The sequence below is a fragment of the Pseudomonas sp. P105 genome, assembly GCF_032614175.1.
Lineage (GTDB): Bacteria > Pseudomonadota > Gammaproteobacteria > Pseudomonadales > Pseudomonadaceae > Aquipseudomonas > Aquipseudomonas rhizophila.
This window is the reverse complement of sequence record NZ_CP126693.1, coordinates 5,768,054-5,782,444: the sequence shown is the minus strand read 5'-3', so window position 1 is coordinate 5,782,444 and position 14,391 is coordinate 5,768,054. Positions and strand designations below refer to the sequence as shown.

General features: G+C 60.4%; 9 protein-coding genes. 6 read left to right on the top strand and 3 right to left on the bottom strand.

The window, feature by feature from the left end; genetic code table 11:
* Positions 1-3 precede the first annotated feature (3 nt).
* The 5 genes from QOM08_RS25965 to QOM08_RS25945 all read left to right on the top strand — a co-directional run bounded on the left by QOM08_RS25965 (position 4) and on the right by QOM08_RS25945 (position 9,543).
* The gene (locus QOM08_RS25965; protein ID WP_047230385.1) at positions 4-774 is read left to right on the top strand and encodes an electron transfer flavoprotein subunit beta; all 771 of its coding nucleotides are present in this window, start codon (positions 4-6) and stop codon (positions 772-774) included.
* A 329-nt stretch (positions 775-1,103) separates the two neighbouring features.
* Positions 1,104-1,670, top strand: a complete 567-nt coding sequence (locus tag QOM08_RS25960) for a GNAT family N-acetyltransferase (RefSeq protein WP_188251826.1) — start codon at positions 1,104-1,106, stop codon at positions 1,668-1,670.
* A 1,116-nt stretch (positions 1,671-2,786) separates the two neighbouring features.
* Positions 2,787-6,239 (top strand): GMC oxidoreductase, encoded by a 3,453-nt coding sequence (locus QOM08_RS25955; RefSeq protein WP_107323023.1) that lies wholly within the window; start codon positions 2,787-2,789, stop codon positions 6,237-6,239.
* 163 nt (positions 6,240-6,402) lie between these two features.
* On the top strand, positions 6,403-8,271 hold the full coding sequence (locus QOM08_RS25950) for a hypothetical protein (protein WP_188251825.1): 1,869 nt from the start codon (positions 6,403-6,405) through the stop codon (positions 8,269-8,271).
* A 27-nt stretch (positions 8,272-8,298) separates the two neighbouring features.
* A complete protein-coding gene (locus tag QOM08_RS25945; RefSeq protein WP_188251824.1) occupies positions 8,299-9,543 on the top strand; it encodes a metallophosphoesterase family protein in 1,245 nt (414 codons plus the stop codon).
* Positions 9,544-9,645: 102 nt separating this feature from the next.
* Here QOM08_RS25945 and gbcA read toward each other — a convergent pair whose 3' ends face one another.
* The gene (gbcA, locus tag QOM08_RS25940; RefSeq protein ID WP_188251823.1) at positions 9,646-10,941 is read right to left on the bottom strand and encodes a glycine-betaine demethylase subunit GbcA; all 1,296 of its coding nucleotides are present in this window, start codon (positions 10,939-10,941) and stop codon (positions 9,646-9,648) included.
* Positions 10,942-11,223: 282 nt separating this feature from the next.
* On the opposite strand from gbcA, the gene gbcB reads away from it, so the two are divergent.
* Positions 11,224-12,324, top strand: coding sequence for a glycine-betaine demethylase subunit GbcB (gene gbcB / locus QOM08_RS25935; protein ID WP_047228148.1), 1,101 nt, complete (start codon positions 11,224-11,226; stop codon positions 12,322-12,324).
* Positions 12,325-12,496: 172 nt separating this feature from the next.
* Here gbcB and QOM08_RS25930 read toward each other — a convergent pair whose 3' ends face one another.
* Both QOM08_RS25930 and QOM08_RS25925 read right to left on the bottom strand, forming a co-directional pair.
* Positions 12,497-13,030, bottom strand: coding sequence for an REP-associated tyrosine transposase (locus tag QOM08_RS25930; protein WP_160894082.1), 534 nt, complete (start codon positions 13,028-13,030; stop codon positions 12,497-12,499).
* A gap of 236 nt (positions 13,031-13,266) precedes the next feature.
* A complete protein-coding gene (locus QOM08_RS25925) occupies positions 13,267-14,307 on the bottom strand; it encodes a threonine aldolase family protein (protein ID WP_047228147.1) in 1,041 nt (346 codons plus the stop codon).
* Positions 14,308-14,391 lie beyond the last annotated feature (84 nt).

Below are 14,391 nucleotides of genomic sequence, written 5' to 3'. Positions count from 1 at the left end.
ACCATGAGTACTCAAGTGATCAGCCTGGTGTCCATCGGCGCCCACCCCACCTCCGGTCGGCCCCGGCGCGCCGAGCAGGATGCGCGGGCCGTGGAACTGGGCCTGCAACTGGCCGGCAACGACCTGCAAGTGCTGCACGCAGGCGACGTGGCTGAACCGGCCCTGCGCGCCTATCTGGGCATGGGTCTGGACGAACTCTACGTACTGGATAACCCCGCAGGCGCCGACGCACTGCCGGCCCTGACCGACTATCTGCGTGACGCGGGAGCCCAAGTGGTGCTCACCGGCAGTCAGGCGGAAACCGGCGAGGGTTCCGGCATGTTGCCGTTCCTGCTGGCAGAAAATCTCGGCTGGCCGCTGGTGGTGGGGTTGGCCCAGGTCGAATCCATCGACAGTGGCGTAGCCTTGGTGCTGCAAGCCTTGCCCCGCGGCCAGCGGCGACGTCTCAAAGTGCGCCTGCCGTTCCTCGCCACGGTGGATAACGCGGCCCCCAAACCCCGGCAAAGCGCCTACGGCCCGGCCCGACGCGGGGCGTTGCACGCTGAAGAAGTCGAGGTGATCGACGACGCCCTGTTGGCGGTGGCGACCCTGCAACCGGCCAAACCACGGCCCAAACGCCTGAAAGTGATCAAGGCCAAGAGCGGCGCCGACCGCATGAAAGCCGCCACGGCCAAGGCCAGCGGCGGAGGTGGGCAGGTGCTCAAAGGCGTGAGCCCGGAGGCGGGCGCCGAGGCGATTCTCAAGTTGCTGATTGAGGAAGGGGTGGTTCGCTAAATCCAGGCTCACCTTGTCCCTTGTGGGAGCGAGCCTGCTCGCGATAGCGGTCTTCCATTCACCTCCAGGTTGACTGACATGGCCCCATCGCGAGCAGGCTCGCTCCCACAAGGGCTGAGGTTTACCCACAATCCCTGTGCGCGCCTCTGTGGATAACCTGTTCGATCCTATCCGGACACCGCGCAAATCAGGCCTTTCAAGCCTTCGCTCAAAAAACGTCCAATCTGACCCGCTGCAACATCCAGCCATAAAACCGCTGCCCTGGCATGTTGTCGTGACTCAAACTTGCGCCTAAAAAAAGCTGTTTGACAGCTAATGGAGCCACATCAATGGAAGTTGAATTTCGTCCGGCGTTGCCCACGGATACACGGGAGATCGCTCGTCTGTTCCGGATTTCCTCAGAGGGCGCGTCGGATTACATCTGGAGCCAGCTGGCGGAGCCCGGGCAGGATCTGCTGGAGGTCGGGGCTGCTCGCTATGCCCGTGAGGATGTCGATTTTTCCTACCAGAACTGCCTTATTGCAGAAGCCGGCGGACAGGTCATCGGCATGATGCATTGTTACGTGACGCGTGAGGATCCGCAGGCGACTCCCGTCACTGATCCGATCCTGGCGCCCTACGCCGACATGGAAGTCCCCGATACCCTCTATATATCGAGCCTGGCCCTGCATGAAGGGTGGCGTAACAAGGGGCTCGGCGTGCGTTTTCTCGAGCGGGCGCAACAACGTGCCGATCAACTGGCGCTCAAAGGCCTCAGCTTGATCGACTACGCAGCGAACACCGGCGCCCGGCGCTTTTATGAGCGCCACGGTTTTGGCATCGTCAAAACCTGCCAGGTCGTCCCGCATCCGCTGATTCGGGTGACGGGGGAGGCGTATTTGATGCATCGGCCTTAACCATTACGACGGCCTCACCAGACACCCTTGTGGGAGCGAGCCTGCTCGCGATAGCGGTCTTCCATTCACCTCCATGTTGACTGGCATGGCCTTATCGCGAGCAGGCTCGCTCCCACAAGGGGCTGAGGTTTACCCACAATCCCTGTGCGCGCCTCTGTGGATAACCTGTTCGCCCCTCGCCACACCCCACGCAGATCAAGCTCCCCAAGCGTGCGCTTAAAAAACAACCAGCCTAACTCCCGGTTTTTTCTCGATTTTGTTTGTGAATAAGCATGATCGCAAGACGCTACTTGCCCCCAATCTCTGTTGGCGCTTCTGTGGATAAGATGTTCGCTACCCTCTACAAGCCATACGGAACGGGGCCTTCATGGGATTGATCATAAAATGATCAATTCGTCGTTTTTATCCGGAAAGCTCCGCTAAAACCTCGATTTACCGGCCGTAGCCGCGGTTTTCCACAGAACCGTCAGAATTACCCCCAAACACTGTTGGCGCTTCTGTGGATAAGGTGTTCGCTCTCCTTCAGAAGCCAGGACAGACAAGGCTTTCAGGTGGTTGATCAGTTTTTGACCTATATGGAAAGGAAACGCTCTTTGTTCATAAGTCACGGTTTTTCTTTAGCTTTTACTTAAAAAAATCAGTCGCAATGAGGCACTTGTCCCCATTAGCTGTGGGTGGACATGTGGATAACTTGTTTGCGAAAGTGTAAGAGCCACGGCGGGTATAGGCCCAGACGCTATAGATCAAATTTCATACAGTTCTAAGGATCCACCTTGACGTGGCCCTGGCAGCTGTCTTCACTCATGGCACAAGGACACCGCCACTTTATCCACATCTGGTTCAGGGAGAACGCATGATGGATAGCAAGCCCCCCTGCTGGTACCCGATCTCTGCTGCGACCTGTACTCCGACCCCTCCCACCCGGTTACCCAAACGCAGACGTCGTCGTGCCACCAATCAGCGTGCGCGTCTATAGCGCCTTGTTGAGCCCTGAGTTTCCCCTGTAACACCGTTGACTGCCGCTCCAACCCGTACGGGATAGTGGCCAGGCGTTCGTGCGCCTGTCGATTTGCAGGCAACCGCAGAGTTGCCCCATCTGCCTGAGAGGACTTGAACATGACACGGATCTCGACCCCCATTAGCGAAATCAAGGAGCATTACGACGTTATCGTCATTGGTTCCGGCTACGGCGGTGGCATTGCTGCGTCACGCCTGTCCCGGGCTGGGCGCAAGGTTTGTCTGCTGGAGCGGGGCCGGGAGATCCAGCCCGGCGAATACCCCAACACCATGCTTGCGGCCACCGAAGAGTTGCAGGTGCATGACCCGGACGGTCACATCGGGTCGCGCACCGGACTGTTCGACCTGCACGTCAACGCCCAGCAGAACGTGGTGGTCGGTTGCGGCCTGGGCGGCACTTCGCTGATCAACGCCAACGTTTCGCTGGAGCCGGAGCCCGGTGTGTTCGAGGACTCGCGCTGGCCGCAGGCGGTGCGTGACCATTGCGACACGCTGCTCAAGGACGGTTATGCGCGGGCTCGGGAAATGCTCAAGCCCAACCCTTACCCAGATGCGTCGCCGAACCTGCCCAAGCTCGACGCCAACCGCAAGTCGGCGAGTTATCTCAAGCAGGACGCACATTTCTACAAACCGCCCATCAACGTGACATTCGACAAGTTGCCCAACAACCTGAACCACGTCGGCGTCGAGCAGTTGCCGTGCAACGGCTGTGGGGATTGCGTCTCGGGCTGTAACAACAAGGCCAAGAACACCACGCTGATGAATTACCTGCCGGATGCCTGGAACCATGGTGCGGAGATTTTCTGTCAGGCCCAGGTGCGGCACCTGGAGCGCGACGGCGACGGCTGGATCGTGCATTTCCAGTACCTGGACAGCGGCCGAGAGCTGTTCTCGGCGCCAACCCTGTTCGTGCGCGCCGACATCGTCGTGGTGTCCGCCGGCACCCTGGGCTCTACCGAGATCATGCTGCGTTCTCGGGACAAAGGCCTGTCGATGTCCAGTCAACTGGGCGAGAACATGAGCGGCAACGGCGACATCCTCGGGTTTGGCCACAACTGCGACCAGACCATCAACGGTATCGGTTTCGGCGCCCACTCGGCCAAGGAGCTGGAGCCGGTGGGACCGTGCATCACCTCGATCATCGACATGCGTACCGAGGGTGACTGGCGCAGCCGCATGGTCATCGAGGAAGGCTCGATCCCCGGCGCACTCGGTCGGCCCATGGTGCCGAGCATGGCGGCGTTCGCCGGGATGATCGGCGTGCCCACCGACACGGGCCTGGGTGCCAGCCTCAAGTACAAGGCCCGGGAAGCCGAGAGCTTTCTGCGCGGCCCGTACTACGGCGCGCTGCATAACATGCAGACGTACCTGATCATGAGTCACGACAACGGCAAGGGGCGCATGGTGCTCGACAACAAGGACCAGTTGCGCATCGACTGGCCCGGCGTCGGCGAGCAGGAAAACGTGACCCTGGGCAATGAGCGTTTGCACCAGAGCACCAAGGCGTTGGGCGGGATCTGGGTCGAGAATCCGATCTGGACCAAGCTGCTCAAGCACAGCATCGTTTCGGTCCATCCCTTGGGCGGCTGCGTGATGGGGGAAGACGCGACGCAAGGCGTGGTCAACCACAAGGGCCAGGTGTTCAGTGGTGCCAGCGGGACGGATGTCTATCCCGGTCTGTACGTGACGGACGGTGCGGTGATCCCGACTTCCCTGGCGGTGAACCCGTTGTTGACCATCTCGGCGGTGAGCGAGCGCAACATGGGGCTGCTGGCGGCCGATCGTGGCTGGATCATCGACTACACCCTGCCTTCGGCCCCGCGCAAACCGGTGGCGGCGCCGACCCTTGGCGTGCAGTTCACTGAAACCATGAAGGGCTACTTTTCCACAGCCTTCACCCAGCCTCAGGGCACTGATCTTTCGCTTTACGAAGCCGCGGCCAAGCGCGGCAAAGCCGATAACTCGCCCATCGAATTCACCCTGACCATCACTGCCGCCGATCTCAATCGCCTGATCAAGGAACCGGAACACGCCGCCACCCTGGTGGGTACGCTGGATGCGCCGATGCTTTCGCCCAAGCCGCTGGTCGCCAGCAACGGAGTGTTCAACCTGTTCGAGCAATACCAGGAACAGGTGGATGTGCGGCACATGAACTACGACATGAAACTGACCGCCGAGGATGGCAGCGATTATTACTTCAGCGCCTTCAAGACCGTGCCCGAGGACAACGGGGTACTGAACATCTGGCATGACACCAGCACGCTCTATGTCACTCTGTATCGCGGGCCGGACAAGAGCGGCGAGGTCATCGGCTCGGGGGTGATGCACATTCTGCCGGCCGACTTCGCCAAGCAGATGACCACCATGAAAGTGCTCAACGCACGTAACGAGCGTGAGCGAGTGGAAGCGTTGGCCCGCTTCGGCAAGTTCTTCGCCGGCATTTTGTGGGAGAGCTACGGCGGGGTGTTCGCTGGCGATGTGTACTTCAATCCGGACGCGCCGCCTCGCAGCAAGCGGCCGCTGGACGCACCGGCGCCGACCGTGCATTTCTTCCAGACCGAGGACAACGTCGAGCTACGCCTGACTCGCTATCAAGCGGGCAGCAAAGGCCCGGTGATGCTGGTGCATGGCCTGGGGGTGGGGTCGAATATTTTCTCCACCGACACCATCCAGACCAACTTGCTGGAGTACCTGTGCAAGCACGAGTACGACGTCTGGTTGCTGGACTTGCGGGTGAGCATCCTGCTGCCGGCCAGCAAGCATGAATGGAACGGCGACCAGGTGGCCCAGTACGACTTCAAGGCTGCTATCGAGCAGATCCAGCAGGCCACGCTGGCCCGTGACGTGCAGTGCGTGGTGCATTGCTACGGTGCGACGACGTTCTTCATGTCGATGCTGGCGGGGCTGCAAGGGGTGCGCTCGGTGGTCTGCTCGCAGATCGCCGCCGACACGGTGGTCGCCACCGCCACCGGACTGAAGGCCGGTTTGCATTTGCCGGGGATGCTCGATGCCATCGGCATCAAGTCCCTCACGGCCTACGCCGACACCAAGGAAAGCTGGTTCAACAAACTCTACGACAAGGCCCTCAACGGTTATGCCCGGATCGAGGCCCAGGGCTATTGCACCAACCCGGTCTGCCACCGCATCACGTTCATGTATGCGTCGCTGTACCGCCACGACACCCTCAACGAAACCCTGCACGACAACCTGCATGAATTGTTCGGTGAGTCGAACATCCAGACCTTCGAGCACCTGGCGCTGATCGTGCGCAAGGGGCACCTGGTGGACTTCAAGGGCAACGACGTCTACATGCCGCATTTCGATCGGTTGAAATTGCCGATCTGCTTCATCAGCGGCGCCGAGAACCAGTGCTACCTCCCTCAAAGCACCCTCAAGACCTACGAGCGACTGTGCGATATGCACGGCCCGCAACTGTTCAGTCGTCACGAAGTGCCGGGCTACGGCCACATCGACTGCATTTTTGGCAAGGACGCGGTGGTGGATGTGTACCCGATCATCCTTGAACACCTGGAGAAGACCGCGCTCGGTTGACGCAAGACCGAGTCGACTGCATCGCGAGCGAGCTCGCTCCCACAGGGGGCTATGCGCCGCTGAATTCGTGCACGCCACATATCCAGTGTGGGAGCGAGCTTGCTCGCGATGGCGGTCGCCAGAGCGCCGCATCTCGAGGGTCAAGAATAAGGAAAAGGATGCCATGAACACTTACATCCGTTGGTTCCAACGCATCATCTGGGTGGGCATTGTGATGAACATGGTCTTCGCGATTCCGGCGCTGTTCGCGCCGGCGTTGCTGACGTCCATGCTCGGCCTGCCGCCCGTGCTGTCCGATCCCTGGCTGGAAAACACCGGCATGTTGCTGGTGGGGATCAGCCTGTTCTACATGCCCTCGGGGTTCAACGCGCCGCGTTTCGTGGTGCATTCGTGGTTGTGCGTGCTGTCGCGGCTGGTGGCGGTGGTGTTCTGGATCTACCTGATCAACACTAACAACCAGGGTCAGTTGTTCGTGCCGATGTTGATGGGCGACTTGAGCATGTTCCTGATTCTGGGCGTGCTGCTGTACCTGGGCAGCCCGGTGGCCCATCGTCCACTGGCCTTGCTCTGCGCCGGTTGGCGGGAGTGGCGCGCCGGCTGGGCGCGGCGCTGGCAGAGCCATAGTTTCAAGGTTGGCATGCTGGTGATGCTGCTGGTGCTGGGTTTTATCGGCTACCAGACCTGGTACCAGATGATCCGAGAGGTGCCGCAACCGGATTTTGCCTCCGACGAAGACCATTACAAATACGCCGCCATCGGCCTGGGCATCGAAGCGCGGATCCCTTATTACCTGTTCGCCGTGCTGCCGCAGATGTGCCCGGAAAAACTGCCCAAGCCCGGCGGTTACGAGGTGTTCGGGTTTCTCTATGAGAACGGCAACGACCTGCCGATTGGCATGGCCAAGCGGCAACTGGGCTACCCCACCGTGGAGCCGAACTGCGCGCTGTGCCACACCGGCTCGTACCGGGCCAATGCCAGTGACATAGCGGTTCCGGTCGCCAGCGCGCCGGCCAACACCCTGCAACTGCAGGCCTTCCAGTGGTTTGCCTACGATTGTGCCAGCGACCCGAAATTCACCCCAGATGCGGTCATGGCGGCGATCAACAGCAAGTTCCAGCTCGGTTTTTTCGAAAAACTGTACAACCGTTACCTGATCATCCCGATGGCCAAGAGCGCGCTACTCAAGCAGAAGCAGGCCTACGCCTGGCAGAAACTGCGCCCGGCCCAAGGTCCGGGGCGGACCGATACCTTCAACCCGACCAAAATGGTGGTGTTCGGCTTCCCGGATGACTCCACCATCGGCACCGTGGACTTGCCGCAGGTCTGGAACCAGAAACCCCGTGAGTCGATGTATCTGCATTGGGACGGCAATAACAACAAGATTCACGAACGCAACTACGCGGCGGCCATGGCCGTGGGCGCGACACCGCAATCGGTGCTGCCGCCGAGTTTCAACCGGGTGACCAATTGGCTGCTGGGCCACAAGGCGCCGGCCTGGCCGTTCGCCCTGGACCAGGCGAAAGTCGCCCAGGGCAAACCGATCTGGGAGCAGAACTGTGCCGCTTGCCACGACTTCGGCCGTGCCGACACAGGACAGGTCACTACCAACATCGACCAGTTGGGCACCGATCCCCATCGCCTGAACTCCTTCACCGTCGGGCTGGTGACGGCGTTCCACGGCTTCAAGAAACCGCCGTTCGACTTCGGCGCGTACCGCAAGACCCAGAGCTACAGCAACACCCCCACCGACGGCATCTGGCTAAGGGCGCCGTACCTGCACAACGGCTCGGTGCCGACCCTGTGGGACTTGTTGCAACCGCCCGAGTTGCGGCCGCAAGTGTTCTACACCGGCTCCGATATCTACGACCAGGAGAAGGTCGGCTTCATCACCAGCGGCGCGCAGATGAAGGCGTCGGCGGATTTCAAATACGACACCCGCCTGGAAGGCAACCACAACGGCGGCCACCTGTATGGCACGCAGTTGTCGGATGTCGACAAACGGGCCCTGATCGAATTCATGAAAACCCTGTAGCCCAGGGCACTGCGAAGGAGCGTTCACATGTCATTACTGCACCATTGGGAACATGAGTTCGACAAGGTCAAAGTCCGCCTGCACGGGTTGGTCACGCGGCTGGAGATGTCCTGGAAAAAACTCGTCAACGACCTGGAGCCCGAAGAGTTCGAGGCCATCGTCAAGCTGCTCCAGCGTGGCCACGATCAGGCCCGGCACGTCATCGATCACGGCGACCTGCCGGATGACGAACCGGCCGTGCCGTGGGAGCTGGCCCACGGTCTTTCGATCCTGAAGATTGGCAATGCCAGCGCCTTGCCGCAAACCGAGGACGAGCTGCCGACCCGCGTGCTCAAGGACGGCACCTTGCTCGGTTGCCGCAAATGGGAGTTGCTCGACCTGTTGTGGAGTGAGGCGTTGCTCAAGTGGATCGAGAACCTGCGCCATCACGCGCCGTTCGCCACTAACCCGGCACTGGTGAAAATGGACAGCGACGTGGTGTTGGCGATTGCCGGCGACTGGGGCACCGGACCGTTCGACAGTCATGCTCCGGCCGTGGCTGTCGCCAATCAGATGCAACTGGCCGAGGCTGACTTCACCATCCATCTGGGCGATGTGTATTACGCCGGCACCCATTCCCAGGAGGACGTCGACATGGTCGGCTGGCCCCAGGGCAAGCACGGCTCGTTCACGCTCAATTCCAACCACGAGATGTACAGCGGCGCCCACGGTTATTTCAAGGAGCTGGCCAAGCGTTTCCCGGTGCAACAGGGCACCAGTTACTTTGCCCTGTACAACGACGATTGGCTGGTGGTCGGCCTCGACAGTGCCTACGCCTCGGACGCGATGAATCTGTACATGGATGGCACCCTCAACGCGCAACAGATCGACTGGATGAAAAACCTGCCCAAGCGCAAAAAGCTGATGGTGCTCAGTCATCACCAGGGCTTCGATATTTCCGGGCACCACAAGACCGCGCTTTACCAACCGGTCTGCGATGCACTGGGGCGTGAGCCGGACTACTGGTATTGGGGGCATCTGCACAATGGCATCTGCTACGCGCCCCAAGGCGGGCTGCACGCACGCTGTGCCGGGCACGGAGCGATTCCCTACGGCACCACCAGCGAGTTGAACGGACATGCCGGGGTGTTGTGGTCGGAAACGCAACTGGCGGGGGATGAGGCGTACCCGGAACGGGTGTTGAACGGGTATGTGAAGGTGCGGCTGGTGGGGGAGGAGATTGTCGAGACGTTTTATGGGGAGGATGGCAGTGTGCGGTGGTCTTCCCGGTAGTCGGTGAATGTCAGGCCGCTATCGCGAGCAAGCTCGCTCCCACAGGTTTTGTGAACGACACAGAACCCCTGTGGGAGCGAGCTTGCTCGCGATGCTTTTGACTTAGCCCTGGACCGGAACGCCCTTGAGGTACGGCGCAGGTTCCGCCCCCAGGTTGTTGAGCATGCGCTCGCTGTACCAGTCGACGAAGTTCACCACGCCGAACTCATAAGTCTTGGAGTACGGGCCTGGCTGGTAGGCGGTGGAGTTGATGCCGCGCTGGTTTTCTTCGGCCAGGCGACGGTCCTGGTCGTTGGTGGCGTCCCAGACCTGGCGCATGCGTGCCACGTCGTAGTCCACGCCTTCGACCGCGTCCTTGTGTACGATCCACTTGGTGGTGACCATGGTCTCCTGGGCGCTGATCGGCCACACGGTGAACACGATGATGTGGTCGCCCATGCAGTGGTTCCACGAGTGGGGCAGGTGCAGGATACGCATCGAGCCCAGGTCCGGGTTCTTGATGCGGCCCATCAGTTTGGCGCAGCCCTGCTTGCCGTCCATGGTCATCGACACGGTGCCCTTGAGCAGCGGCATGCGCACGATACGGTTGCGCAGGCCGAAACTGGCGTGGGCGTAAGGGATTTTCTCGGCGTCCCAGGCTGCGGCGGAGGCCGCTACATGGTCCTTGAATGCCTGGTCGGCCCGTGGGTCGGTGACGTCGTCCCATTCCAGCAGGGTCTTGAGCAGTTCCGGGTGCGCGCCGCCGCAGTGGTAGCACTCGCGGTTGTTTTCCAGCACCAGCTTCCAGTTGGCCTTTTCCATCAAGGTGGTTTGCACCGCCACCTTGGTGTTTTCCATGTCATAGGGTTCCATGTAATGGGTCAAGGTCGCCAGGAAGTCGTCGATGGCCGGTGGGTTCTCCGCCAGGCTGATGAAGATGTAGCCACCGGCGGTCTTCACGTTCACTGGCTTCAAGCCGTACTGGTTCATGTCGAAATCGGCGCCCATTTCGGTGCCGGCGAACAATAGGCGACCGTCCAGCTCGTAGGTCCACTGGTGGTAATGGCAGACCAGCTTGGCGACCTTGCCCTTTTCGCTGGTGCACAGCCGCGAGCCACGGTGCCGGCAGACGTTGTGGAACGCATGCACCACGCCGTCGGCGCCGCGAATCACGATGATCGGGTTCTTGCCAACCTGCAGGGTCAGGTAGTTGCCCTTTGTCGGAATTTCGCAGGTCATGCCGGCGATCAACCATTCCTTCTGGAAGATTTCCTGCATGTCGATATCAAACAGGCGCTCATCGGAGTAGAACGGCTGCGGCAGCGAGAAAGTGCGCTCGCGTTCCTGCAGCATTTGCGCGGTGGCCTTGCGTGCGGGTTCCAGCGGATCGCCCAGGCTCAGGGTTGCGGTGACGTCCATCGTTTTATCCTCATGGCCCTCTACGTGGCCGGCGAAAGTGGCTAATCAAATGTGCTACGCAAGGCAGAAAATATTATTTATCTGTTGGGGCGAGTGTGGGGCCGCGCAGGGGGCGAACCTTATCCATGGGCGACATGGCCCAATCTGTTCCCGACGCGCAAGGTCCGGTCGTTGGGGGCTGGTCGCGGTAAGCATGTGAATGTCGCAGATAGGTAAATGGGCGATTCGCGCTATACGCAGAATCGCCTCATAAGAGGCCGACAGTCGGCCGTGGAGATCAGCATGTCCAACAGCTTCCTGAACCCGGTAACCACCCAGACCTGGGCCAATGGTCGTCACATTGTCCGTTGTGTCAAAGTCATCCAGGAAACCTGGGATGTGCGCACCTTTTGTTTCATGGCTGATCAGCCGATTCTGTTCTTTTTCAAGCCGGGGCAATTCGTCACCCTGGAGCTGGAAATCGAAGGTCAGCCGATCATGCGCTCCTACACCATCTCCAGCTCGCCGTCGGTGCCCTACAGTTTTTCGGTGACCATCAAGCGCGTACCGGGGGGCAAGGTTTCCAACTGGCTGCACGACACCCTGCACGAAGGCCAGGAGCTGGCGGTGCACGGGCCGGTCGGCCTGTTCAATGCCATCGACTTCTCGAACCCCAAGGTGCTTTACCTCAGTGGCGGTGTCGGCATCACGCCGGTGATGTCCATGGCGCGCTGGTACTACGACACCAATGCCAACGTCGACATGGTGTTTATCCACAGCGCCCGCTCGCCCAAGGACATCATCTATCACCGCGAGCTGGAACACATGGCGTCGCGGATCGATAACTTCAACCTGCACCTGATCTGCGAAAAACATGGGCTGGGCGAGCCTTGGGCCGGGTATCGCGGCTATCTGAACCACAAGATGCTGGAGCTGATGGCGCCGGACTTCCTTGAGCGCGAAGTGTTTTGCTGTGGCCCGACGCCCTACATGAACGCGGTCAAGCGCCTGCTGGAAGCCGCTGGCTTCGACATGACGCGTTACCACGAGGAGTCCTTCGGCGCCACGCCACCGGAAGCCCGCGCCGACGCGGTGGAACAGGCCGAACAGGCTGCCGACGCCCCGGAAGTCGATGTGGCGGACCTACATCTGGTGGAGTTCACCGCCTCTGGCAAGAGTATTCGCGTGGGGCCGGGAGAAACCGTCCACGCCGCCGCCGCCAAGCTCGGCATGATGATTCCCAAGGCCTGCGGTATGGGCATCTGCGGCACCTGCAAGGTTTTGAAACTGGGCGGGGAAGTGGAGATGGACCACAACGGCGGTATCACCGAAGACGACGAGGCCGAAGGTTACATCCTGTCGTGCTGCAGCGTGCCGAAGGGGGATGTGCGGATCGAGTTCTGACACATGCTCGGCGCAAGGGGAGCGCGGAGCGTCCCGGGCTGCATTCCCACGCAGAGCGTGAGGAACGATCGATTTCACAACCATCGCGACCTGATCGTTCCCACGCTCCTGCGTGGGAATGCAACCAGGGGCGCTCTGCGTCCCAGCTTCGTCGCAGTCTGCTGTCTATGGGCTAATACCACCGCTGAATCTCAATCAACCCTTCCATTCCCGCATAATTACGCGCACTGGAATAGCGCCAATGTTCCGGTAATTCCACATATCCACGTTTCACCGGGTTGAAATGGATGTAGTCCAGCTTCTGGCGCATTACCGTTTCGCTATAAATCTGCTCCGCGTGTGAGCCTTCTTGCCAGAGCTGATAAACCCTGTCCTGCTTATGGGCTCGTTTGCTGAACCGCAGGCGTTGCAAAGCCCGCTCAGCGCCTTTGCTTTGCAGGTCGTCGATAATCTGGCGTGCCGTAAAGGATTTGAACTGACGCAGACACTTGCTCAGGTTCGGAGCCTGGGCAACGAAATGCAGATGGTTTTCCAGAACGACATAGCCGAACAGTTGCAAATTCTGATGGGTTTGCTGATAGCGCCAGCACCCGAGCAAGTGATCGACGAGGTAGGGGCGAATGAACAGCGGCAGCCATTCCATCAATGTGCAGGTGAGAAAGTGGGGCTTGTCGGGTTCGGTGATGACGTAGCGGCTCCGGCCCATGGGATGCATTCCTTTGCTGCGGGGAATGACCATGTTGCAGTCTTCGAGACGTTTGGCGATAGACGAAGAGGGCACGAGGCGGGTGGGAATAGTCCGCACACCCTCGATGATCATTCCCACGCTCCTGCGTGGGAATGCAGCCAGGGACGCTCTGCGTCCCCAAGAGCCGAACGCGGAGCGTCCGTAGAGGCGTTCCCACGCAGAGCGTGGGAACGATCATCATGTCAGTTGTTGCCTCAGGCGCTCATCACTTCCCGAATATCCACCGCCAATTCCCGCACCCGCGCTTCTTCGGTGTCCCACGAGCACATGAACCGCGCGCCGCCCTTGCCGATGAAGGTGTAGAAGCGCCAGCCCTTGGCGGTCAGCGCGGCGATGGCCGGTTCCGAGAGTTGCAGGAATACGCCGTTGGCCTGGACCGGGAACATCAGTTCCACGCCTGGGATGTCGCTCACTAGTTGCGCCAGCAGTTGGGCGCAGTGGTTGGCGTGCCGGGCGTGCTTGAGCCAGGCGTCGTTTTGCAGCAGGCCGACCCAGGGCGCCGAGAGAAAGCGCATCTTCGAGGCCAGTTGCCCGGCCTGTTTGCAGCGATAGTCGAAGTCTTCTGCCAGGTCGTGGTTGAAGAACAGGATCGCTTCACCCACCGCCATGCCGTTTTTCGTCCCGCCAAAGCACAGTACATCCACCCCGGCTTTCCAGGTCAGGTCTGCCGGTGAGCAGCCGAGGAAGGCGCAGGCGTTGGAGAATCGTGCGCCGTCCATATGCAGGTTCAGCCCCAGCTCCTTGCAGGTGGCGCTGATGGCGCGGATTTCTTCCGGGGTATAGACGCTGCCGACTTCCGTGGCCTGGGTCAGGGTCACAACGCGAGGCTTGGGGTAGTGGATGTCTTGGCGCTTGAGGGCGATCTCGCGGATCGAGTCCGGGGTCAGCTTGCCATTTTCGGTGCGCGCCACCAGCAGCTTGGAACCATTGGAAAAGAACTCCGGCGCGCCGCATTCGTCAGTTTCGACGTGGGCGGTTTCCGAGCAGATCACGCTGTGGTAACTCTGGCACAGCGAGGACAGCGCCAGGGAGTTGGCCGCGGTGCCGTTGAACGCGAAGAATACTTCGCAGTCGGTTTCGAACAAGGCACGGAAATCATCCGCCGCGCGGTGGGTCCACTCGTCATCGCCGTAAGCCCGCTGATGACCCTGGTTGGCTTCTTCCATGGCCGCCCAGGCTTCGGGGCAAATGCCGGAATAGTTGTCGCTGGCGAATTGTTGACTCTTGTCGGTCATGGCCTTGCTCCTGAAATAGAGAGTCCTGGGTAAGAGATCCCTGACAGAATTCCCGGATGGAGAATTCCGTGGTCCGGCGTGCTT